Source organism: Dactylosporangium salmoneum, from assembly GCF_039532525.1.
Classification (GTDB): Bacteria; Actinomycetota; Actinomycetes; order Mycobacteriales; family Micromonosporaceae; genus Dactylosporangium; species Dactylosporangium salmoneum.
Genome location: NZ_BAAARV010000124.1, coordinates 16,645 through 38,310 on the forward strand (window position 1 = coordinate 16,645; position 21,666 = coordinate 38,310).

A 21,666-nucleotide genomic window follows, 5' to 3' on the forward strand; every position below is an offset into this window, starting at 1 on the left:
GCGTGTCATTGAACGGCTGGGCAGTCGATGGATGGGCGTTGCCGGACGACGTGCTGCGGGACGCGCCCACGTATACGCCGAAACCCTCCGAGCTCGCGGACCTGGAGCTGCTGTTATCGGGGGCGTACGCGCCCCTGACCGGCTTCCTGGGCTCGGCGGACCTCATCGCGCTGCGCCGCACCGGCCGGCTGGCCGACGGCACGGCCTGGCCGGTGCCGGTCACGCTCGAGGTGCCCCGGTCGCTGGCCGAGCAGCTCGACGTGACCTACCCGATACGCCGGGTGCTCATCCTGGCCGACCTGGAGGGCGCGCCGGTGGCGGCCCTGGAGGTCACCGAGCTGTACCCGGCCCGCAAGACCACGCTCGGCGTGGCGGGCCGGGTCCGCCGGCTCGGCGATGGCGGGCACGGGGCCTTCCGGCGCATGCGCCGGACCCCGGCGGAGGTGCGCGGCGCGTTGCCGTCCGGGCGCGTCCTCGGCGTGATCGCCGACCGCCCGCTGCACCGCCCGCAGCTCGCCCAGATCGCCCGGGCCGCCCGCACGCTGGCCGCGCACCTGGTCGTGCTCGTGCCGGTGGACGGGCCGGGCCCCGACGGGCTCGCCCCGGAGGCGCTGGTGCGCTGCGTGCTGGCCGCCCGCGACCGCATGCCGGCCTCGACGATCGTCGCCCTGCCGCTGCCCAAGCACGACGGCGACGACATCCGCGACGCGATGCTGCGCACCCGGGTGGCCGCCTCCTACGGGGTCACGCACCTGCTGGCCTCCAGCGAGTCCATGCTCTCCGGCGGCGGGCTGCGCGTGCTGGTGCCGCGGGAGCTGGCCTACGACGGCCGCGACGGCCAGTGGCGGTCGCTGGACGACATCCCGCCCCGGCACCGGCGCCTGCCGCTGACCGTGGCGGAGATCGAGGACCACCTCGACCGCGGCACGATCCTGCCCGAGTGGCACACGCCGCCGGCCGTCGCCCGCGAGCTGACCCGGGCCCGGCCGCCCCGCCGCCAGCGCGGCCTCGTGGTCTTCTTCACCGGCCTGTCCGGCTCCGGCAAGTCGACCATGGCCACCGGCCTGGCCGACGCGCTGCAGGAGACCGGCGAGCGCACCGTGACCCTCCTCGACGGCGACATCGTGCGCCGCCACCTCTCGGCCGGCCTGGGCTTCTCGGCCGAGGACCGGGACACCAACATCCGCCGCATCGGCTGGGTGGCGGCCGAGGTGGGCCGGCACGGCGGGGTGGCCATCTGCTGCCCCATCGCCCCCTACCGCGACGCCCGCGCCGCGGCCCGCCAGTTCGCCCACAACGCCGGCGCCGGCTTCGTGCTCGTGCACGTGGCCACCCCGCTGGAGGAGTGCGAGCGGCGCGACCGCAAGGGCCTCTACGCGAAGGCCCGCGCCGGGCTCATCAAGGGCATGACCGGCATCGACGACCCCTACGAGGAGCCGCAGGACGCCGAGTTGACCATCAACACGACCGACCTGTCGCAGGGCGAGGCCGTGACGCGGGTCCTTCGGTATCTCGGCAGCAACGGCTGGCTGGATCCGCGCCCCATACCCTGACACGGGTGAACGGGGGCCTATGTCCCATTACGTCCGCGCGACCCTCGGCGTTAGAGGCTGGAGAACCTGACGCCGAAGGGGCCGCCGCTTCATGGACGCCAATCGCCTGCACTCCGCCGAACCCGACTCCCCAGGTGTCGATCTGCTCGGCATGGCCCGGCGCCACTGGTGGCTGGTGCTCGCGCTCGTGCTGGCCGGGCTGGCCGGCGCCGTGCAGTTCACGACCACGCAGACGAAGGTGTACGAGTCGTCGACCTCGGTCCTCGTCTCGCCGATCGGCAACGGCCAGGACGCCAACTCCACCAACGGGCGCACCAAGGGCGACATCAACCTCGACAACGAGGCCCAGCTGGTCACCTCGACCACCGTCGCCACCGACGCCGCCGCGCTCATGCGCTCGACCACGCCGCCGGACACGCTCGCGGCCCAGGTGCGGGTGGAGGTACCGCCGAACACCACCTTCCTGCTGATCACGTTCTCCGCCGACACGGCCCAGCAGGCCCAGGCCGGCTCGCACGCGTTCGCCGAGGCCTACCTGCGCAACCGCGAGGAGTCGGCCAAGGCGGACGTGGCCGGCCGGATCGCGATCCTCAACGACAAGATCAACCAGCTCAACGCCGGGCTCACCCAGATCAACAACAAGCTGGCCTCGCTCAAGCAGAACGACCCCAACCGGCCCAACCTGGAGAGCCAGCGCAGCACCTCCACGGCGCAGATCAACACCCTGGCCGGCCAGCTCAACCAGCTGCTCACCGCGACCGTCAGCGCCGGCAAGATCACCCGCGACGCCGACCTGCCCCGGTCCCCGGTCAAGCCCAACCGGCTGCTGAACCTGGCCAGCGGCGCGATGGCCGGGCTGCTGCTCGGCGTCGGCGCGGCCATGCTGCGCGAGCGGCTCGACCAGCGCGTGCGCCGCCCGTCCGACCTGCCCCGCCGGGTCGACGTGGCCGTGCTCGCCGGCGTGCCGGGGCGGGTCAAGCCGCGCCTCGACGACGTCTTCGCCCCCTTCGGCGCCGGCGGGCGGATCTTCAACCGGCTCCGCAACGAGGTGCTCGCGAGCATCCCGGCCCCGGCCGGCGGCGACGCCCGCGTGGCGCTGGCCGGCCAGGTCGTGGTCGTCGCCGGGGCCAGCCGCGGCGCCGCCTCGACCGTCGTCGCGGCCAACCTGGCCGCCGCCTTCGCCCGCACCGGCGCCGAGACCGTGCTCGTCTGCGCCCACCTCCCCGACAGCCTGGTCGACACCGCCTCGGTGCACCGCATGCTCGGCGTGCGGGCCGTGCCGGGCCTGTCCGACGTGCTGGCCGGCCGGTTCTCGCTCAGCAGCGCCACCCAGCGCGCGCCCCGGCACCCCAACCTCAGCGTCGTCACCACCGGCGGCACCGCCAGCGCCGGCGGGCTGCTGCAGTCGCAGGCGCTGCGCGACACCCTGGCCACCCTGCGGGAGCGGGCCGCCTACGTGGTGGTCGAGGCGCCCTCCACGGCCACCAGCGCCGACGCGCAGAGCCTGGCCGCGCTGGCCGACGCGGCGATCGTCGCGGTCGAGCTGCGCCGCACCCGCAACACCGAGATCGCCGACGCCGCCGACCAGCTGCGCCGGGTCGGCACCCCGCTGCTCGGCGCCGTGGTGCTGCCGCGCCTGGCCGCCCCGCGCGGCGGCGACGAGCGCGAGGCCGCGGCGACCTCCGCGCAGGTGCCGGCCGATGACATGACCGCGGTACTGGAGAAGCTCCCGCCGAAGGAGCCGGAGGTGAAGAAGAAGGAGGAGGAGCCGGTCGTCAAGCGGATCCGGACCTCCCCTGCCGTGCCGACGTCTCCAGCCCCGGCCGTGGCGCCCGCACAGCCGCCGGCCCAGCCGCCGAAGCGGCAGACGCGGACCATCTCGGTCACCCGCATCCAGGCCGAGGCGCCCAGCGAGAACGGCGCTGACAAGCGCCGATGACAACCCTCGCGAGTCACCCCTCCGTCGAAGCGGCGCCCCCGCGGCGGCCGGTCCATCGCCTCCGGGCCTGGCCGCTCACCGGGATCCTGCTGCTGTACCCCCTGTGGTGGGCCCTCGGTCTCGGCGTGCTCATCTTCTTCCTGGCCGCCGTGCCCATGCTGTGGGCCCTGGTCCGCCACCGCGCGGCCGGGCACGTGGTCAAGCTGCCGCCGGGGTTCGTGCTCTGGCTGATGTTCCTCGCGGTGGTCGCCTTCGGGCTGTTCACGCTCGGCGCCGACCCGGCCGGCACGGTCCCGGGCACGGCGCAGAGCCGCCTGGTGCCCTTCGCGTTCCGCCTCGGCGGCTACACCGCGCTGACCGTCCTGCTGGTCTACGCGGGCAACATCGAGCGGCGGGTGCTCACCCAGGAGCGGCTCGTGCGGCTGCTCGGCTGGCTGTTCGTCATCACCGTGGCCGGCGGGCTGCTCGGCATGGCCGCGCCCCGCTTCGAGTTCACCGCGCCGTTCGAGCTGCTGCTGCCCGGGCACATGCGCCACGACGCCTTCGTGCAGTCGATGGTGCACCCGACCGCGGCGCAGGTGATGAACCTGCTCGGCGGGGAGGCGCCGCGGCCGGGGGCCCCGTGGGGGTACACCAACACCTGGGGCAACAACGTGTGCCTGCTCGCCGGCTGGCTGGCGGTCGCTGCCTTCGCCTTCACGCGCCGGCGCTGGGTCAAGGTCTTCGCCGTCGCGACGCTGCTGGTGTCGCTGGTGCCGATCGTGTACTCCCTCAACCGCGGGCTGTGGATCGGCCTCGCCGCGATGGCCGTCTACGTGGCCGTGCGGCTGGCCCTGCGCGGGAAGTTCGCCGCGCTCGGCCTGATCGCCGTGGCCGCCGTGACGGTGGCCGTGGCGCTCGCGGTGACGCCGCTGGGCGACGTGGTCAACGCGCGGGTGGAGCACGGCAAGTCCAACGGCGTGCGCATGTACACCACCCAGAAGGCCATCGACGGCATGTGGGAGTCGCCGTTCATCGGCTTCGGCTCCACCCGCAACACCATCGGCGGGCGCAACTCGATCGCGGTCGGGGAGAGCGCGAACTGCGCGCGCTGCGGCAACTTCACCATCGGTGGTGGCGGCCAGCTGTGGCAGCTGCTCTACGCACACGGGCTGCTCGGCACGGCGACGTACCTCGGCTTCTTCCTGTTCGGCCTGTGGCGGTTCCGGCGGGACGCCACCCCGATGGGGCTGGCCGGCGGGGCCGCGCTCGTGTCCAGCTTCACGGCGATGCTCTGGTACAACTCGCTCGTCACCCCGCTGGCACTGACGTTCCTGGCCTACGCCGTCCTGTGGCGCAACCAGCAGAGGGGAATCAGCCAGTCATGAGCCCGATCAAGACCGCGCCCGCCGAGCTGCGGGCCGACGACGAGCAGCTGCGGGCCCAGTACGTCGAGGAGGTCCTCGCCCTGCTGTACCCCGGCTCCGGGGACCAGCCGGTGGAGTACCTCGTCATCCCCAACGCCCGCAAGCCGCGCCTGCTCGTGCCGGCCGACGACCGGCGGGTGGCCGCGGCCGCGGTGCGCCGCTACGCCGAGCCGCAGTCCCGGCTGGCCCGGCTCAAGCGCGACGCCGTCGTCACCGCACTGCGCACCGGCCTGTCCGGCCTGCTGCTGCGCGACCGGCTGCGGCTGCACCCCGCCGCCGACACCATCGACGCGTACCTCGCCCGCGCCCTCGGCACCGGACTGCGCCTGAGCGTCCACATCGGACCCGCCCGGGCCAACCGCAAGCCGGTGCTGCAGCTGCTCGACGCGGCCGGCAACACGCTGGCCTTCGCCAAGCTCGGCACCTCGGCCCTGACCCGCACGCTGGTGCGGGCCGAGGCCGACGCGCTGGCCGCGGTCGGTTCGGCCGGGCTCAGCGCCGTGCAGGTGCCCTCGGTGCTGCACGCCGGGCAGTGGGGCGAGCACGAGGTGCTGGTCCAGTCGGCGCTGCCGGTCTGGCTGCCGCGGGCCCCGCTGACCGCGCCGCGGCTGTCCGCCGCGATGCTCGAGGTGGCCCGCTGCTGCGGCACGGGCCGCGGGACGCTGGGCGGCAGCGGCTACTGGGCCCGGCTGCGGGCCCGGCTGGCCGCCGTCGCCGACCACGCCGAGGGCGCGGCCCTGCGCACCGCGGCCGACCGGGTGGCCCGCGTGGCCGGCGACGTCGAGCTGCAGTTCGGGTCCTGGCACGGGGACTGGTCGCCGTGGAACATGGCGAGCCTCGCCGGCGCGGTGCTGGTCTGGGACTGGGAGCGGTTCACCCCGGGCGTGCCGATCGGCTTCGACGCCCTGCACCACGCCCTGCAACTGGGCATCGGCCGCTCGCCCTCGGCCGGCCAGGCGGTCAACGAGCTCGTCGCGGCCGCCCCCGACCTGCTGCTGCCCTTCGGGGTGGTGCACCGCCAGGCGGTCGGAGTGACCGCGCTGCTGTACCTCATCGACCTGGCCACCCGGTACGTCACCGACCGGCAGGCGGAGGCCGGCGCCCGGCTGGGCGTGCTCGGCAGCTGGCTGCTGCCCGTCCTCGTCGCGCGAGTGGAGGCGCTGTAACCCATGGCAGTGCAGGTGCCCGAGACGATGAAGCGCATCGTCCACTTCGGATCCCGTAACTACGGTCAGCTCACCGCGAGCCGGCGGATGCTGCCCTCGTTCCTCATCTGCGGCGGGCAGCGGTGCGGCACCACGTCGCTCTACCGCGCCCTGGCCGCGCACCCCGCCGTCATCAAGGCGGTGCTGCACAAGGGCGTGCACTACTTCGACGTCGGCTACCACCACGGGCTGCGCTGGTACCGCGGCCACTTCCCCCTGCAGCGGCGGGCCGAGCGGGTCCGCGCCGAGTTCGGGGTGCCCGCGCAGACGTTCGAGTCCAGCCCGTACTACATGTACCACCCGCACGCCCTGGCCCGCATCGCCGCCGACCTGCCCGGCGTGCGGCTCGTGGTGCTGGTCCGCGACCCCGTCGAGCGGGCCTACTCCCAGCACGCCCACGAGGTCGCCCGCGGCTTCGAGCCCGAGGTCGACTTCGGCCGCGCCCTGGAGCTGGAGGAGGCCCGGCTGGAGGGCCAGCGGGACCGGCTGCTGGCCGACCCGCACGCCTACAGCTTCGCCCACCAGCACCACGCCTACCGGGCCCGCGGCGAGTACATCGAGTACCTCGAGCCGATGGCCCGGCTGCTCGGCCGCGACCGGGTGCACGTGGTGGACAGCTCCGAGTTCTTCACCAACCCGGAGCCGGTCTACGACGCCGTCGTGGACTTCCTCGGCCTGCCGCACGTGAACTCCTACCCGCCCTTCGAGCGGCACAACGCGCGGCCCCGCAACCGCCTCGACGACTCGATCGCCTCGCGGCTGGCCGAGCACTACGCCCCCTACGACGAGCGGCTCGCCGCCTGGCTGGGCTACCGGCCCTCCTGGATGACTTCGTGACCACGACGCTGGAGCGGCCCGCGGTCGAGTCGCCCGGCGGAATGCTGCGCGGTGCGGCCCGCGGCGGGATCGCCAACCTGATCGGCACGGCCTGCACCGGCGTGGCCGGGGTCGGGGTGACGTGGCTCGCGGCGCGGGCCCTCGACCCGCACGCGGCGGGCGCCTTCTTCGCGGCCACGGCCACCTTCGGCCTCGGCGTCACCGTGGCCAAGCTCGGCCTGCAGACGTCCCTGGTCTACTGGCCGGCCCGGATGCGCGCGGTCGGCGACCTGTCCCGGTTCGCCGAGTGCCTGCGGGTGGCGCTGCTGCCGGTGGCCCTCGTCTGCGCGTTCCTCGCGGCCGGGCTCTTCGTCGCGCCGGAGCTGGTGCCGGGGCGGCCCGACCTGACCCGGGCGCTGGCGCTGTTCCTGCCCGCGGCGGCGTTCACCGACGTGCTGCTGTCGACCACCCGTGGCCTGCGCGCGATGCGGCCCTCCGTGCTGCTGGACCGCGTCATGCGCCCGGCCGCGCAGCTCGCGCTCCTCGCGCTGGTGTGGGCCGCGGGCTGGGGCGAGCAGGTCTTCGCCGCCCTGTGGGCGCTGCCCTACGTGCCGACGGCGCTGCTGGCGGGGTATGCCCTCAGGTCCCTGAAAAGCCGATTGAACGTTGAGAAAACGGACACGTCCGACTTCACGCCGAGGCGCTTCTGGGGCTTCACCGCCCCACGAGCCGTGGCCAGCTTCGCGCAGATGGCGCTGCAGCGGATCGACGTGCTCATGGTCGCGTCGCTGGCCGGACTGGCCCCTGCCGCCATGTACGCGGTAGCCGGCCGGTTCGTCATCCTCGGCCAGTTCGTCAACCAGGGCGTCTCCCAGTCCGTCCAGCCCCGCCTGGCCGAGCGGCTCGCGGTGCGCGACACCGCCGGGGCCAACCTGCTGTACCGCCAGTCCACCGCCTGGGTGGTGCTGTGCTGCTGGCCGATGTACCTCCTCGTCTTCACCTACGCCCCGCTCTACCTCAGCGTCTTCGGCGAGCACTACGCCGGCGGCGTGGGCGTGGTGCGGGTGCTGGCCGCGGCGATGCTGGTCGCGACCGCCTGCGGGATGGTCGACATCGTGCTCGCCATGGCCGGGCGCACCTGGTGGAACCTCTTCAACGTCGCGCTGGCGCTGCTCGTCATGCTCGGCGTCGACGCGCTGCTGATCCCCCGCAGCGGCGCGTTCGGTGCATCCATCGGCCTCGCGGCCGCGGTCCTCGTGAACAACCTTGTCCCGCTCGCCCAGGTGGTACGCGGGCTCGGGCTGCATCCCTTCGGCCGGGCGACCCTGCTCGCCTGCGCCATGGCGACCGCCTGCTTCGCGGTGCCCCAGCTGCTGCTGTGGCCGCTGCATCCCGGGCTGCTCGTCCAGATCGCCGCCACCGGGGCGGGCGCCGCCGTGTACTGCTACGCGGCGGTGCGGTTCAGAGAAGTACTCGTGCACGGCAAAAGATGACGCACTGAGCGCATGGGGGGAACGAAATTGAGGACTGACTACGCGGAGGTCTTCCAGTCGGAGGCGGCGGTCGACAAGTACGAGCGGGTCGTGTACGCGCCGGAGACCTACGCCACGGCGGTCAGCGGGCGGCAGCGGGCGTTCCTGCGCCGGCTGGTGCGGCGCGAGTTCACCGCCCGGCGGCCGATCCAGCACGACTTCGCCTGCGGGACCGGGCGGGCGATCAAGCTGCTGCACGGCGTGGTGCGGGCGGCGCACGGGTACGACTCCTCGGAGCAGATGCTGGCCAAGGCCCGGGAGGCCGGCGTCTACGCCAAGCTGCACCAGGTGGGCGAGGACGGGCCGGTGCCGGAGCCGGCCACCGTGGAGGGCCCGGCCCTCGTGACGGTCTTCCGGTTGCTGCTCAACGCCCCGAAGGACGTGCGCGACCGGGCGATCGCCTTCGCCGCCCGCATCCTGCCGGAGGCGGACTCGGGGCTGCTGGTCGTGGAGAACCACGGCAACCGCTCGTCGCTTCGCCACCTGCGGCACCGGCAGCACCGCGGCAACCAGTGGTTCGCCGAGCTGCAGCACGCCGAGGTCGAGCAGCTGCTGGCCCGGCACGGCTTCGAGGTCATCGACCGGCGCGGCTTCGCGGTGTTCCCGGCCGGGGCGTATCGGCGTGAGTGGCTGCGCCCGATGGCCCGGCGGGCGGACGACCTCGCCACTCGCTCGCGCCGTCTCTCCGGGGTCGCCACCGACGTTCTCTATGTAGCAAGGCGCATCCCGAAATAGCTTTTGGGGAGTAGTGCATGAAGCGGATCGTGTTGACGGTCGCCTTGGTGGTCGCGGTCGTCGCGGCCGCCGGGGCGGTCACCTGGACGGTGTTGCAGAGCGGCCATCGCGCCGTGCCGCCGACCGCGACCCCGTCGTCCATCGTGGACAGTGGGGCGCCGCCGTCCATCGCCACGTCCGGCGGGCCGTTCGCGGCGGGCCCCGTGACGCCGCCGAAGCACGGCTCGTACCTCGGCGCGTGGGTCCGCCCGGAGCGCCTCACCGAGTCGGGCCGGGTCACCGCGATGACCGACTGGGAGCACTCGCTGGGCCGCAAGATGGCGATCGTCAACACGTACCGCCGCTTCGACGAGAACTTCATCAACGACTCCGACCGCCAGTTCGTGGCCCGCGGCAGCACGCTGATGCTGTCGTGGGCCGGCGGCGACACCCGCCTGATCACCATGGGCCGCTACGACGACCTGATCCGGCAGCGGGCCCGGGAGCTCAAGGCATTCGGCCATCCGGTGCTGCTGCGGTACCGCTGGGAGATGGACCGCCCGAACCTGCGCGCCCAGATGTGGTCGGGGGCGGACTACATCGCGGCGTGGAAGTACGTGCGCAATATCTTCCAGCAGGAGGGCGCCACCAACGCCTCCTGGGTGTGGTGCCCGACGGCCGAGGGCTTCCGGGGCGGCTACGCGGCCGACTTCTACCCCGGCGACGACGCCGTCGACTGGACCTGCGTCGACGTGTACGCCGGCCCGAAGTACGGCAGCATCGGCGACCTCATGCGGCCGTTCCTCGAGTTCTGCGCCGAGCACCCGAGCAAGCCGGTGATGGTCGGCGAGTTCGGCATCGCCCGCAGCTGGGGCACCCAGCAGCGGGCGTCCTGGCTCGCCGACGCCTCCCGGACGTTCAAGGCCAATTCGCAGATCAGGGCCGTGCTGTACTTCGAGTCGGACCCCCTCGACAACAAGGGCCCGACGAACCAGTTCCTGGTCTCCGACGACCCGGTCGTGTTCGGCACGTTCCGCTCCTCGCTGGCGCAGGACGCCTACTACAAGCCGATGGCCTCACTGAAGCCGTAGGCCTCGGCCCTGCCGCTCGGCCGCCGCCATCACCTGCTCCCAGCGCCCGGCGTCGAAGACGTTGCCGCCGATCGCGTCCATGGCCTCGTCGTCGGGCTCGATGAGCGTGACCGTCGGGTCGGTCAGCGCCTCGCGCTGCATCAGCGGCATGCGCGGGGCCAGGACGTACACGGTGTCGTGCCCGGCGGCCAGGTCGGCGTTGGTGCGCGAGCGCACGCCCCCGTCCATGTACCGCGACCCGTCGACCGGGATCGGCGGGAAAATGCACGGGACGGCGCAGCTGGCCGTCACGGCGGGCACCAGCGGTACACCTGAATCGGCATCCCAGGCCACGGGCTCCCCGGTCGCGGCGTCCACCGCGGTGACCACCAGCGGCCGGGGCCACCCCTCGACCGGCAGGCGGCGCGCGAACGCCTCGAGCCACGGCTCCGGCGGCCCGACCTCGGCCTCCAGCGCGAGCGCCCCGATCCGCCGCCGCATCTCCGCGGGATCCAGGGTCTCGTCCTGCAGCAGCCCGAACGCGATGGGCCCGCGGTCCCAGTCGGCCTTCAGCGGAGGGTCGCCGGGCCCGAGCGGCGCCTCGATGGCGGCGGCGACCCGCGGGTCGCGGAAGGCCGCGACGAGCGCGCCGGTCATCGCGCCGGCCGAGGTGCCGAGAATCAGGTCGGCCTGCCCGAGGTCGACGCCTTGGTCAGCGAGCCCGACGAGGATGCCGAGTTGCCAGGCGACGCCGGTGATCCCGCCGGCGCCGAGGACGAGCGCGGAGCTTTCCATTCATCCTGCTTAACACGCGCCGCCGTCAACGCCAGCCCGGCGCCGACCAGCAGGACCCCGCACACCTTGAGCGCATCGGGCGCCGCCCGGTCCACGAGGGCGGTCGTGACCAGTGCGAACACCGGGACCAGGGCCAGGTAGACCCCGGCGCGGTCCACGCCCAGCTTCGCCACGCCGGTGTACCAGAACACGAACGCGACCACGGTCAGGACCAGCCCGAGAAAGGCGATGGCGGCGGCCTCCCCGCCCGACGGCACCCGTGGCCGCTCCCCGGTCAGGGGAAGGGCCAGGAGCAGCATCGGTACGGCGAGAGCCGTGCTCCACGCCGACACCCGCACGGCGCCGAGGCGGGGCAGCAGGGGCGCCGCGAGCAGCGAGAACGCGGCCTCGCAGCACAGCACCCCGACCGCCGCCAGCAGCCCTGCGGCGTCGTGCTCGCCCTGGTTGTGCTGCACGAGCACCGCGCCGCCGACGACCACCGCCGCGGCCAGCGGCAGCCGCTGCTCGGGCCGGCGGCGCTCCTGCAGCGGCCCGAGCAGCGCCAGCAGCAGCGGGCTGACCCCGACGATGGTGCCGATGACCGCGGGGTCGGCGTGCCGCAGCGCGAAGAGCAGCAGGACGTTGAACAGCACCAGCCCGGTCGCCGCGACCAGCCCCAGCCGCACCAGCTCTCGCCCGGACGGGTGAATCCGGGGCTTCTGCCGCCGCGCGAGCGCGAACAGGGCGACGGCGGCGAGGCAGTAGCGAAGGGCCTGGCCGGTGAGGATCGGATAGTCGACGATCGACCGGCTCACGGTGAAGGAGCAACCGAGAATCGCGCAGGTCAGCACGCAGTAGAGGGCATAGCGCCGGGTCATGCTCAGCAACTTACGAGCGGCAGTGGTCCACGCTACAGTGCCACCGGGAGCTGCTTTTAGGGGGCCACCTTGTCGGTTTGGGAGGCATTGGTCGAGCTCGACCGGACCCGGCCGCGCGTCGGCGACCAGCTCGTCGGCGCGCTTCGCGAGGCCATCACCCGCGGCCGCCTCGCGCCCGGCACCCGGCTGCCCTCCACCCGCGACCTGGCCGCCGACCTGGGGGTGTCCCGCGGCCTGGTGGTCGGCGCCTACGAGCAGCTCACCGCCGAGGGCCGCCTGGTGAGCCGCCGCGGCTCCGGCACGGTCGTGGCCGAGGTGGCCGCGGCCCTGCCCCGCCAGCGCGGCGAGGCCACGGCGCGCCCGGCCACCGTCGCACCCCTGCGCCCCGGCGTGCCCGACCTGGGCGCCTTCCCGCGCACGGCCTGGCGCCGCGCCTACGAGACGGCCCTGACCAGCGCCCTGGACGCCGACTTCGACTACGGCGACGCGACCGGGGTGCCACGCCTGCGCACCGAGCTGGCGGGTTACCTCGGCCGGGTGCGGGCCGCGCTGGTCGCGCCGGACGGCCTGATCGTCACCGCCGGCGTCACCCAGGGCCTGGCGCTGCTGGCCCGCGTGCTGCTGGCCCGGGGCACCCGCCGGATCGCCCTGGAGGACCCCGGCCCGGCCGCGGTGCGCGAGCACCTGCTGCGGCTGGGCCTGGACGTGGTGCCGGTCCCGGTGGACGCCGACGGCCTGGACGTCAGGGCCCTGTCCCGCAGCCGCGCCCGGGCCGTGGTCCTGACCCCCGCCCACCAGTTCCCGACCGGCGTGGTCCTGGCGCCCGGCCGCCGCGCCGAGGTGATCGCCTGGGCGCGGCGCGTGGACGGCCTGGTGGTGGAGGACGACTACGACGCCGAGTACCGCTACGACCGCGAGCCGGTCGCCTGCCTGCAGGGCCTGGCCCCCGACCGGGTCGCCCTGGTCGGCTCGGTGAGCAAGGTCCTGGCCCCCGGCCTGCGCCTGGGCTGGCTCGCCGCCCCGCCGACCTGGGAGCCCGACCTGTGCGCGGCCAAGCACGACGCGGACAACGGCGGCCCGGCGCTGCAGCAGCTGGCCTTCGCGGAGTTCCTGGCCGGCGGCGGCTACGACCGCCACCTGCGCCGCGCCCGCCGCCTGCATCGCGAGCGCCGCGACGCCGTGGTCGCGGCCCTGCGCCGCCACCTGCCGCGCGCCCGGATCGGCGGCATCGCCGCGGGCCTGCACCTGGTGATCGAGCTCCCGCCGGGCGTGGACGACCTGGCGCTGGCCGAGCGGGCCACGGCCGCCGGCCTGGGTCCCCTGGCCCTCTCGACGCTGCGCATGCGCCCCGGCGGCCCCTGCGGCCTGGTCCTGGGCTACGCCGCGCACACGCCGCACGAGCTCACGACGGCCGTGCGCACCCTGGCGTCCCTGGTCTGACGGGCGGCCGGCCGCGGAGGTGAGGGTGGTAACCGCGGGGGAGCGCGGCACTCGGAGGCGCAGGCGATAACGTCGAGGGATGTCGCAGGACTTCGTGCCACTGGCCGAGCACATCGCCGACGCGCTGCTCGAGTGTGCGCCCGGGCTCGCCGCCGGAGCGGGTGATCACCGGTTCGACGACCGGCTGCCGGACTACTCCCCCGAGGGGGTGGCGGCGGACGTCGACATGCTGCGCGACGCCTCCGCCGCGCTCACCCAGGTCGACGTCGACGAGCTCGACGTCCAGGACCAGATCGACCACGCCGTGCTGCTCGCCCGGGTCGAGCGGATGCTGTTCGAGCGGACCGAGATTCGCGAGCACGAGTGGAACCCGCTCGTGCACAACCCCGGCACGCTGCTGCACGGGCTGATCTCGCGGCCCTTCGCGCCGGCCGAGGAGCGGCTGGTCTCGATCGCGGCCCGGCTGTCCAAGGTTCCCGATGCGCTGGCGACCGCGCGGGAGGTGCTGGCCGACTCGCCGCGGGTGCACGTCGAGACCGCCATCGGACAGTTCGCCGGCACGGCGCGGCTGGTCCGCGAGGAGCTCGGGGAGCTGTTCAAGGAGGCGCCCGGCCTGGCCGAGGTCGTGGCGCCGGCGCAGGAGCGGGCGGCGGCCGAGCTGGACGCGTTCGGCGAGTGGCTGCGCGGACGGCTGGACAAGGCCGACCGGGACCCGCGGCTCGGGCGGCGGCTGTGGGAGGCCCGGCTGTGGCACACGCTGGACACCGAGCTGCCGGCGCGGACCGTGCTCGAGCGGGCCGAGGCCAACCTCGAGCGGGTGAGCGCGGAGCTGGAGGAGCTGTCCGGCCGGCCCGCCCGGGAGGCGCTGGCCATGGCGGCGCAGGACGTGCCGGACAACGACACGATCGTCGAGCTGGCCAAGGTGTCGCTGGACGAGGCCACGGCCTTCGTGCGCGAGCACGACCTGGTGTCGCTCATCGACGACCCGCTGGTGATCATGGAGATGCCGGAGTTCGCGCGCGGGGTGGCGGTGGCCTACTGCGACCCGCCCGGCCTGCTGGAGAAGGCCGAGCTGCCGACGTTCTTCTGCATCTCGCCCACCCCGTCGGACTGGCCGCAGGAGCGGGTGGCGTCGTTCTACCGCGAGTACAACAGCCACATGGTGCGCGACCTGACCGTGCACGAGGCGACGCCGGGGCACTTCCTGCAGCTCGCCCACGCAAGGCGGTTCCGCGGGCGCACGCGGGCCCGGGCGATCGGGTGGTCGGGGCCGTTCGTGGAGGGCTGGGCGGTCTACGCCGAGGAGCTCATGGCCGAGCGTGGGTTCGGTGGGCTCCCGGTACGCCTGCAGCAGCTCAAGATGCAGCTGCGGATGAGTATCAACGCGATCATCGACCAGCGGGTGCACTGCGACGGGATGACCGAGGAGGAGGCGATGGCGCTCATGATGGAGCGCGGCTTCCAGGAGGAGGGCGAGGCGGCCGGCAAGTGGCGGCGGGCGCTGCTGAGCTCGACGCAGCTCTCGACGTACTTCGTGGGCTACACCGAGGTCCGGCAGATCGCCGATGAACGCCCGGCGAACGTCACGCTCCGCGACTGGCACGACCGGATGCTGGCCCACGGCTCGCCGCCCCCGCGCCACCTGCGCACGCTGCTGGATCTTTAGCCCGGGGCTAGCAAGATCCGCTCGGGCGATAGGCTCTGGGGTGCCGCACCGTGGCGGCCGACCAAACTTTTTTCTGCAAGGAGTGACACGACAGTGGCCACTATCGAAGCAATCGGCGCGCGGGAGATCCTCGACTCGCGGGGCAACCCGACGGTTGAGGTCGAGGTCGTCCTCGACGACGGCACCATGGCCCGGGCGGCGGTGCCCTCGGGCGCCTCCACCGGCGCCTTCGAGGCCAACGAGCTGCGCGACGGCGACAGCAAGCGTTACCTGGGCAAGGGCGTCGAGAAGGCGGTCGAGAACGTCAACGAGCGCATCGCCGAGGCCGTGCGCGGCTTCGACGCGACCGAGCAGCGCCTGGTCGACCAGGCCATGCTCGACCTCGACGGCACCCCGGAGAAGTCCGGGCTGGGCGCCAACGCGATCCTCGGCGTCTCGCTCGCGGTGGCCAAGGCCGCCGCGGACTCGGCCGGGCTGAGCCTGTTCAAGTACCTGGGCGGGCCCAACGCCCACGTGCTGCCGGTGCCGATGATGAACATCCTCAACGGCGGCGCGCACGCGGACTCCAACGTGGACGTCCAGGAGTTCATGATCGCGCCGATCGGCGCCCCGACCTTCCGCGAGGCGCTGCGCACCGGCGCCGAGGTGTACCACACGCTCAAGTCGGTGCTGAAGAAGAAGGGCCTGGCCACCGGCCTCGGCGACGAGGGCGGCTTCGCCCCGAGCCTGCCGAGCAACGCGGCCGCGCTCGACCTGATCGCCGAGGCCGTGGAGAAGGCCGGCTACTCGCTGGGCAGCGACGTCGTGCTCGCGCTCGACGTGGCCGCGACCGAGTTCTTCAAGGACGGCGCCTACGCCTTCGAGGGCGGCAGCAAGTCCTCCGACGAGATGATCGCGTACTACACGCAGCTCGTGGACTCCTACCCGATCGTGTCCATCGAGGACCCGCTGTCGGAGGAGGACTGGGACGGCTGGAAGGCGATGACCGACGCGCTCGGCTCGCGCATCCAGATCGTCGGCGACGACCTGTTCGTCACCAACCCGCAGCGCATCGCCCGCGGCATCGCCACCCAGACCGCCAACGCGGTGCTGGTGAAGGTGAACCAGATCGGCTCGCTCACCGAGACGCTCGACGCCGTCGACCTGGCCCACCGGGCCGGGTTCCGCACGATGATGAGCCACCGCTCGGGCGAGACCGAGGACACCACGATCGCCGACCTGGCCGTCGCCCTGGGCACCGGCCAGATCAAGACCGGCGCGCCGGCCCGTTCCGAGCGGGTGGCGAAGTACAACCAGCTGCTGCGCATCGAGGACGAGCTCGACGACGCGGCGCGCTACGCCGGGCGCGGGGCCTTCCCGCGGTACCGTTAACCGTTTTTGATCCCCTGCGGCCCGGGCAAACGCTCGGGCCGCAGGGGCGCAAACCTTGGGGGAGGGCATGCAGCAGCGCTCTAGGCCGGGTCGTCCGGGCGGAAGGGGTTCCGCACCGCGCGGTCGCGCCGGGGCAGGCCGCGCGCCCTCCCGTCCCACGGTGGCCCGCCGCGTGGTGTCCACCGGCGGCGCCGCCATGCGCACCCGCGCTCCCCAGCCGCGCCGCTTCACCAGCCGGGCCGTCGTGCTCGGGCTGGTCCTGCTGGTGCTCCTGCTCGCCTACGCCTATCCGGTTCGGGTCTACCTCGCCCAGCAGGCCGAGATCGAGGCGATGGAGGCGAGCCAGCAGAAGCAGGCCGTGAAGGTCGCCGACATGCAGGCCCGGGCCAAGAAGTGGGACGACCCGGAGTACGTGATCTCCCAGGCCAGGCAGCGGCTGCACATGGTCCTGCCCGGCGAGAAGCCCTACGTGGTGGTCGACCCGGCCAACAGGCCGGAGACCGACCCCGCGGAGCTGCCGGGCGCCCCGAAGCCGCCCCGGCCCTGGTACGGCAAGTTGTGGTCGAGCGTCGAGGCGGCGGACAAGCAGTGAGTGACGAGTTCCCGAAGGCCACCGACGAGGACCTGGCGGTGGTCGCGGCCCAGCTCGGCCGCACCCCCAGGGGCACCCGCGCGGTCGCCCACCGCTGCCCCTGTGGCTTGCCGGATGTCGTGGAGACCACCCCGCGGCTGCCCGACGGCACGCCCTTCCCGACGCTGTTCTACCTGACCTGCCCCCGCGCGGTGAGCGAGTGCAGCCGCCTCGAGTCCAGCGGCCTCATGCGCGAGATGGGCGCCCGGCTGGCCGAGGACCCGGAGCTGGCCGCGCAGTACCTGGCCGCCCACGAGGACTACCTGCGCCGGCGCGAGGCGGTCGGGCACGTCGACGAGATCGACGGCGTGTCGGCCGGCGGCATGCCGACCCGGGTCAAGTGCCTGCACGTCCACCTCGGCCACGCGCTGGCCGTCGGTCCCGGCGTCAACCCGTTCGGCGACGAGACCCTGGCCAAGGCCGGCGAGTGGTGGAAGAACGGCCCGTGCGTCTCACTCGATGCTGGTGACGACTGACCGCAGGATCTCCCAGCCCTCGGCCTCGTCCTGGGTGCCGGTGTGCGGGCGGCGGAAACGGCGCACCTCGACCGCGATGTCGGCCAGCGCCCACCGCAGCTGGAAGAGCATGATCGTGGACGGGCGGACCAGCACGCCGGTCGCCTCGGCGTAGGCGGCGAAGATCGACCCGTCGCCCGGCTCGATCAGCCACAGGTCGCGCTCCGGCGGCGAGAGCAGCACGGTGTCCCAGTCGATGAGCCGCCACCCGGTCGGGGTGCGCATCGTGTTGCCCGAGTGCGGCTCGCCGTGGGTGAGCACGGCCCGCACCGGCTCGCCGCGGCTCTGCAGGACCAGCTCGTCGTAGCGGGCCAGCACCCGCTCCAGCGGCCGGCGGTGCTCGGCAAGCAGGTCGGCGGCGGGCACCGAGTAGGGGCCGCAGTCGGCGCCGGGGCGGCGCAGGGCGGCCTCGACCTCGTCGCGGTGCGGCACCGCGAAGTCGTCCACCCGGGCGTGCCGGCGCGCGACCGGCGGCGCGGTGTGCAGCCGGAGGATCATGTCCAACGTCGCCTGCCGGTGTGCCGGCCCGGCGAACGCGTTCCACTCGAAGCTCCCGCCCTCGACGAACGGATAGACGGCGATCGTGAACGGCCCGCTGCGCAGGGTGGCCGTCCCGGCCAGGGTGGGCACGGGGGCGACCACGAACGTGTGGCCGGTGGCGTAGAGGTCGGCCGCGACGCGCAGCGAAGCGTCCAGCTTGGCGGGGTCGGCCGGCTCGTCGACGTTGACGAACCACCGGGAGCCCGAGGTGTCCAGGAGCTCCCAGTGGTGACTGCCGAAACCGACGGGACGGTACGTCAGCGACTTGACCGGGATGCCCCAGTCCTTCGCGAACATCGCCCCGAGCGCGTCCTCGGAAAGCCCAGCGGGTGGCGTCAACACTCCGACAAGGTACGTCAATGCAACAACGTCTACGGGGTCAGCAGGGCGAGCCGTTCACCGAGCAGCTCGTGGGCTGGGCCGCGTCTCCCTTGGCCTCGAAGCCCATCCTGATCGCCCCGCCCGCCTCGAGATAGGTGTTGTACGCCTGGGACCGCATGATCAGCCGGCCCGGCAACACCTGCGTCGTAGCTCCCCAGGTCGAGGTGACGTCGACGGTCTTGGGCAGGTCGAGCTGCACCATCCAGCCCATCAGCGGCTGGCTGCCCAGGTTGGTCACGGTCACCTCGGCGTTGAAGCCGTCCTTCCACTTGCTGCGCACCGCGTAGGCCGCCTTCACGGTGCCGGGCTTGGCCGTCGCCGGGTCGCTCGGTGCCGCACTCTTCGGCGGCGGCCCGCTGGCGCGCGCCACCGGGCTTATCGGATTGGGCGAATTGCTGCCCTTGGTCAGGTACAGGACCGTCATCGTGCCGGCCACCACCGTCATCACCGCAGCGGTGATCATCAGCACCCGGTCGCGTGTCAGATGCCACATCCGCGCGCCACTACCCTTACGACCATGGAGGTAACCGTTCGGCGGGCGCGAACCGCCGACGTGCGGGGGATCCGGCGGCTCGTGGCGATGTACGTCGCCGACCGCCGGCTGCTGTCCAAGCCCACCGTGGCGCTCTACGAGGCGGTCCAGGAGTTCTGGGTCGCCCAGCGCGACAGCGACGGCGCCATCGTCGGCTGTGGCGCCCTGCACGTCATGTGGGAGGACCTCGCCGAGGTGCGCACGGTCGCGGTCGACCCGCTGCTGCGCGGCCACAAGATCGGCCACCGGATCGTCGCCGAGCTGCTCGACGCGGCGCGCGAGATCGGAGTGCGCCGGGTCTTCGTGCTGACCTTCGAGACGAGGTTCTTCTCCTCGTTCGGCTTCGTGCCGATCGACGGCACGCCGGTCACCCACCCGGTGTACGAGGAGCTGCTGCGCTCCTACGACGAGGGCGTGGCCGAGTTCCTCGACCTGGAGCGGGTCAAGCCGAACACCCTCGGCAACCACCGGATGCTGTTGCATTTGTAGGCTGGCGACCGTGAAGCGAGTGGCGGCGATCGACTGCGGCACCAACTCCGTGCGGCTCCTCATCTCGGACATCTCCGATGATTCCGGGATGAGTGACGTGACGCGCCAGATGCGCATCGTCCGGCTGGGGGAGGGCGTCGACCAGACCGGCCGGCTGGCCCCGGCGGCGATCGAGCGGACCCGCGTCGCCCTCGCGGAGTACGCCAAGGACATCGCCGAGGCCGGCGTCGACGCGGCCCGCATGGTGGCCACCAGCGCCTCCCGCGACGCCGAGAACGCCGCCGACTTCCGGGCCATGGTGTTCGACACCCTGGGCTTCGTGCCCGAGGTGATCACCGGCGACGAGGAGGCCCGGCTGTCCTTCGCCGGCGCCGTGCGCGGCCTCACCGCCGAGGCGCCCTTCCTGGTGGTGGACATCGGCGGCGGCTCGACCGAGTTCGTGGTCGGCTCCGCGGAGGTCGACGCCGCGATCAGCGTCGACATCGGGTGCGTGCGGATGACCGAGCGGCACCTGCGGGCCGACCCGCCGACGCCGGATCAGGTGGCGGCGGCCGAGGCGGACATCACCGCGGCCGTGGACATGGCCCTCGCCGCCGTGGACGGCACCCGGGCGCGGACGCTGGTCGGGCTGGCCGGATCGGTGACGACGGTGGCCGCGCTGGCGTTGGGGCTGCCGGAGTACGACCCGAAGCGCATCCACCGCTCGACGATCACCGCCGCCGACGTCGCCAAGGTGACGGCCGGCCTGCTTGCCGAGAGTGCCGCGAAGCGCCTCGAGCACCCGGTCATGCACCCCGGGCGCGCGGACGTCATCGGCGCGGGCGCGCTGATCCTGCGGATCATCGTGGAGCGCTCCGGCGCCGATTCGGTCATCGCCTCCGAGTCGGACATTCTCGACGGAATCGCACTTTCCCTGGCCTGACCGGCACCTGTCGGATTCACGTCAGAGCAGGTCAGCCCGTCCGGCGGACCTCCGCGCGGGACTGCTCCCGCGGCTCGGCGTCGTCGCGCGACCACCACCACCCGTACGTGAGCACACCGTCGCTCGGCATAGTGATGATGATCTTTGCGGGCAGCGCGCCCTCGTAGGCGTTGAACACCCCGGGCTCACTCTGCACGAATCGGGTCACACCGGGCAGTTCCAGGCAGGTGACGTGCAGTTCGAGCCGTCCGGCCTCACTCGCCGTGAGGATGGTGTGCTCGACGTGTTGCAGTCCCTTGCTGTCGCTGACCGCCTCGTAGTCGAGGGTGATCGCGTTCCCGCGCACCACGGAGGTCACCTTGATGCGGGCGACGAAGGGGCCGGACTCCAGTCCGTCGCCGCGTCCGCGATACACGCCGGGGCCCGCGGCGAGTCGTTTCAAGAGATCGGTCACGGCGCACACCGTAATACGAGCACGCACAGTGGTGCGCATATTGGCGCTCTACCGCTATCGTGAGCCGGTTCCATGGGTCGGGAGAGTCGGTTTTCCAAGCTCAACCGCCTTTTGGCCCGTTAGGGTGATCTTTGCGGCATACCCCCGGAAGGAAACAGATGTCTGACCAGTACCCGCCGCCCGGCAGCTACCCGCCTCCCGGTGGCGGGGGTTACGGCGGTGACCAGCCCCCGTACGGCCAGCCGTCGGGCGCCCCCTACGGCCAGCCGACGTCGGGCAACCCCTACGGCCAGCCGACGTCGGGCAACCCCTACGACCAGCAGCCGGCGTACGGTGCCCCGATGGGTGCGCCCGGTGTGCCGTTCGGCGCCCCGCCGCCGCCCCCGAAGAAGAGCAGTGCCGGCAAGATCATCCTGATCATCCTCGGCGTCATCGTCGTGCTGGCCCTCGTCTGCTGCGGCGGCATGTTCTTCTTCGCGAAGGACTCGTGGAACAAGATCGTCGACAGCGTGAACAGCGACCCGTCCAACGCCAAGGTCGGCGACTGCCTGGCCGGCGACTCGATCACGGACTCGGCCTCCAAGAGCGTCAGCGTCAAGATCGTCAAGTGCGACGACGCGACCGCGAAGTACAAGGTCGTGGGCATCAAGAACGGCGTGGCCCAGGCTGAGGCGCTCAAGGACGAGGCGACCGTCTGCAACGACTTCTCGGACGCCAAGTACGTGCTGTGGCAGGGCACCAACGAGGCGAGTGGCGACGCCCTCTGCCTCGACGACGCCAAGTAGGTCCCAGCAATAAGCTCCGGGCGGTCCGCCTCTGCGAGGCGGGCCGCCCTTTT

Annotated in this window: 21 protein-coding genes; 16 read left to right on the top strand and 5 right to left on the bottom strand. The window is 73.0% G+C overall.

What is annotated here, in order from left to right; all coding sequences use genetic code 11:
* Window positions 1-8: 8 nt before the first annotated feature.
* From cysC to ABD352_RS52175, 8 genes are all read left to right on the top strand, one after another.
* Window positions 9-1,553, top strand: coding sequence for an adenylyl-sulfate kinase (cysC, locus tag ABD352_RS52140; RefSeq protein ID WP_425553973.1), 1,545 nt, complete (start codon window positions 9-11; stop codon window positions 1,551-1,553).
* A 91-nt stretch (window positions 1,554-1,644) separates the two neighbouring features.
* Complete coding sequence (locus ABD352_RS52145) at window positions 1,645-3,492, top strand: Wzz/FepE/Etk N-terminal domain-containing protein (RefSeq protein ID WP_344620128.1); 1,848 nt, start codon at window positions 1,645-1,647, stop codon at window positions 3,490-3,492.
* Window positions 3,489-4,859, top strand: coding sequence for an O-antigen ligase family protein (locus ABD352_RS52150; protein ID WP_344620129.1), 1,371 nt, complete (start codon window positions 3,489-3,491; stop codon window positions 4,857-4,859). The genes ABD352_RS52145 and ABD352_RS52150 overlap by 4 nt, the downstream gene beginning before the upstream one ends.
* Complete coding sequence (locus tag ABD352_RS52155; protein ID WP_344620130.1) at window positions 4,856-6,064, top strand: hypothetical protein; 1,209 nt, start codon at window positions 4,856-4,858, stop codon at window positions 6,062-6,064. The genes ABD352_RS52150 and ABD352_RS52155 overlap by 4 nt, the downstream gene beginning before the upstream one ends.
* A gap of 3 nt (window positions 6,065-6,067) precedes the next feature.
* Window positions 6,068-6,940 carry a sulfotransferase domain-containing protein gene (locus tag ABD352_RS52160; RefSeq protein ID WP_344620131.1) on the top strand — a complete coding sequence of 291 codons (873 nt, stop codon included), beginning with the start codon at window positions 6,068-6,070 and terminating at the stop codon, window positions 6,938-6,940.
* Window positions 6,937-8,412, top strand: a complete 1,476-nt coding sequence (locus ABD352_RS52165) for a lipopolysaccharide biosynthesis protein (protein ID WP_344620132.1) — start codon at window positions 6,937-6,939, stop codon at window positions 8,410-8,412. Before ABD352_RS52160 ends, ABD352_RS52165 begins: the two co-directional genes overlap by 4 nt.
* 27 nt (window positions 8,413-8,439) lie before the next feature.
* Window positions 8,440-9,186: a class I SAM-dependent methyltransferase gene (locus tag ABD352_RS52170; protein ID WP_344620133.1), complete on the top strand. Its 747-nt coding sequence runs from the start codon at window positions 8,440-8,442 to the stop codon at window positions 9,184-9,186.
* A gap of 17 nt (window positions 9,187-9,203) precedes the next feature.
* Window positions 9,204-10,256: a glycoside hydrolase family 26 protein gene (locus ABD352_RS52175; RefSeq protein ID WP_344620134.1), complete on the top strand. Its 1,053-nt coding sequence runs from the start codon at window positions 9,204-9,206 to the stop codon at window positions 10,254-10,256.
* Here ABD352_RS52175 and ABD352_RS52180 read toward each other — a convergent pair.
* Together ABD352_RS52180 and ABD352_RS52185 are read right to left on the bottom strand one after the other, a co-directional pair.
* Window positions 10,242-11,030, bottom strand: coding sequence for a patatin-like phospholipase family protein (locus tag ABD352_RS52180; RefSeq protein WP_344620135.1), 789 nt, complete (start codon window positions 11,028-11,030; stop codon window positions 10,242-10,244). The two genes, ABD352_RS52175 and ABD352_RS52180, sit on opposite strands and share 15 nt — an antisense overlap.
* Window positions 10,916-11,887, bottom strand: a complete 972-nt coding sequence (locus ABD352_RS52185; RefSeq protein WP_344620136.1) for a DMT family transporter — start codon at window positions 11,885-11,887, stop codon at window positions 10,916-10,918. Before ABD352_RS52185 ends, ABD352_RS52180 begins: the two co-directional genes overlap by 115 nt.
* A gap of 69 nt (window positions 11,888-11,956) precedes the next feature.
* On the opposite strand from ABD352_RS52185, the gene pdxR reads away from it, so the two are divergent.
* The 5 genes from pdxR to ABD352_RS52210 all read left to right on the top strand — a co-directional run bounded on the left by pdxR (window position 11,957) and on the right by ABD352_RS52210 (window position 17,471).
* The gene (gene pdxR / locus ABD352_RS52190; protein ID WP_344620137.1) at window positions 11,957-13,327 is read left to right on the top strand and encodes a MocR-like pyridoxine biosynthesis transcription factor PdxR; all 1,371 of its coding nucleotides are present in this window, start codon (window positions 11,957-11,959) and stop codon (window positions 13,325-13,327) included.
* A 79-nt stretch (window positions 13,328-13,406) separates the two neighbouring features.
* The gene (locus tag ABD352_RS52195) at window positions 13,407-14,993 is read left to right on the top strand and encodes a DUF885 domain-containing protein (protein ID WP_344620138.1); all 1,587 of its coding nucleotides are present in this window, start codon (window positions 13,407-13,409) and stop codon (window positions 14,991-14,993) included.
* Window positions 14,994-15,086: 93 nt separating this feature from the next.
* Window positions 15,087-16,364: a phosphopyruvate hydratase gene (eno, locus tag ABD352_RS52200; protein WP_344620139.1), complete on the top strand. Its 1,278-nt coding sequence runs from the start codon at window positions 15,087-15,089 to the stop codon at window positions 16,362-16,364.
* Between the two features lie 160 nt (window positions 16,365-16,524).
* Window positions 16,525-16,956 carry an FtsB family cell division protein gene (locus ABD352_RS52205; RefSeq protein WP_344620140.1) on the top strand — a complete coding sequence of 144 codons (432 nt, stop codon included), beginning with the start codon at window positions 16,525-16,527 and terminating at the stop codon, window positions 16,954-16,956.
* Window positions 16,953-17,471: a DUF501 domain-containing protein gene (locus ABD352_RS52210; protein ID WP_344620141.1), complete on the top strand. Its 519-nt coding sequence runs from the start codon at window positions 16,953-16,955 to the stop codon at window positions 17,469-17,471. The genes ABD352_RS52205 and ABD352_RS52210 overlap by 4 nt, the downstream gene beginning before the upstream one ends.
* Here ABD352_RS52210 and ABD352_RS52215 read toward each other — a convergent pair.
* Both ABD352_RS52215 and ABD352_RS52220 read right to left on the bottom strand, forming a co-directional pair.
* Window positions 17,448-18,392 (bottom strand): phosphotransferase, encoded by a 945-nt coding sequence (locus ABD352_RS52215; protein WP_344620142.1) that lies wholly within the window; start codon window positions 18,390-18,392, stop codon window positions 17,448-17,450. The genes ABD352_RS52210 and ABD352_RS52215 overlap by 24 nt on opposite strands.
* A gap of 37 nt (window positions 18,393-18,429) precedes the next feature.
* Entirely contained in the window at window positions 18,430-18,894 is a 465-nt protein-coding gene (locus ABD352_RS52220) for a cellulose binding domain-containing protein (RefSeq protein WP_344620227.1), read from the bottom strand.
* A gap of 54 nt (window positions 18,895-18,948) precedes the next feature.
* Here ABD352_RS52220 and ABD352_RS52225 point away from each other — a divergent pair, with 54 nt between their 5' ends.
* Both ABD352_RS52225 and ABD352_RS52230 read left to right on the top strand, forming a co-directional pair.
* Window positions 18,949-19,452, top strand: coding sequence for an amino-acid N-acetyltransferase (locus ABD352_RS52225; RefSeq protein ID WP_344620143.1), 504 nt, complete (start codon window positions 18,949-18,951; stop codon window positions 19,450-19,452).
* Window positions 19,453-19,471: 19 nt separating this feature from the next.
* Entirely contained in the window at window positions 19,472-20,374 is a 903-nt protein-coding gene (locus ABD352_RS52230; RefSeq protein ID WP_344620228.1) for a Ppx/GppA phosphatase family protein, read from the top strand.
* Window positions 20,375-20,405: 31 nt separating this feature from the next.
* Here ABD352_RS52230 and ABD352_RS52235 read toward each other — a convergent pair whose 3' ends face one another.
* Window positions 20,406-20,828: a hypothetical protein gene (locus ABD352_RS52235; protein ID WP_344620144.1), complete on the bottom strand. Its 423-nt coding sequence runs from the start codon at window positions 20,826-20,828 to the stop codon at window positions 20,406-20,408.
* Window positions 20,829-20,986: 158 nt separating this feature from the next.
* On the opposite strand from ABD352_RS52235, the gene ABD352_RS52240 reads away from it, so the two are divergent.
* On the top strand, window positions 20,987-21,613 hold the full coding sequence (locus ABD352_RS52240; protein ID WP_344620145.1) for an LppU/SCO3897 family protein: 627 nt from the start codon (window positions 20,987-20,989) through the stop codon (window positions 21,611-21,613).
* The last annotated feature ends 53 nt before the right edge of the window (window positions 21,614-21,666 follow it).

Excerpts from the sequence above, each read along its gene's own strand:
- ABD352_RS52150 (WP_344620129.1), top strand. The coding sequence starts at position 3,489 with ATGACAACCCTCGCGAGTCACCCCTCCGTCGAAGCGGCGCCCCCGCGG.
- ABD352_RS52225 (WP_344620143.1), top strand. The coding sequence starts at position 18,949 with ATGGAGGTAACCGTTCGGCGGGCGCGAACCGCCGACGTGCGGGGGATC.
- ABD352_RS52240 (WP_344620145.1), top strand. The coding sequence starts at position 20,987 with ATGTCTGACCAGTACCCGCCGCCCGGCAGCTACCCGCCTCCCGGTGGC.
- ABD352_RS52185 (WP_344620136.1), bottom strand. The coding sequence starts at position 11,887 with ATGACCCGGCGCTATGCCCTCTACTGCGTGCTGACCTGCGCGATTCTC.
- ABD352_RS52145 (WP_344620128.1), top strand. The coding sequence starts at position 1,645 with ATGGACGCCAATCGCCTGCACTCCGCCGAACCCGACTCCCCAGGTGTC.
- ABD352_RS52155 (WP_344620130.1), top strand. The coding sequence starts at position 4,856 with ATGAGCCCGATCAAGACCGCGCCCGCCGAGCTGCGGGCCGACGACGAG.
- ABD352_RS52180 (WP_344620135.1), bottom strand. The coding sequence starts at position 11,030 with ATGGAAAGCTCCGCGCTCGTCCTCGGCGCCGGCGGGATCACCGGCGTC.
- ABD352_RS52220 (WP_344620227.1), bottom strand. The coding sequence starts at position 18,894 with ATGATCACCGCTGCGGTGATGACGGTGGTGGCCGGCACGATGACGGTC.
- ABD352_RS52195 (WP_344620138.1), top strand. The coding sequence starts at position 13,407 with ATGTCGCAGGACTTCGTGCCACTGGCCGAGCACATCGCCGACGCGCTG.
- ABD352_RS52160 (WP_344620131.1), top strand. The coding sequence starts at position 6,068 with ATGGCAGTGCAGGTGCCCGAGACGATGAAGCGCATCGTCCACTTCGGA.
- ABD352_RS52175 (WP_344620134.1), top strand. The coding sequence starts at position 9,204 with ATGAAGCGGATCGTGTTGACGGTCGCCTTGGTGGTCGCGGTCGTCGCG.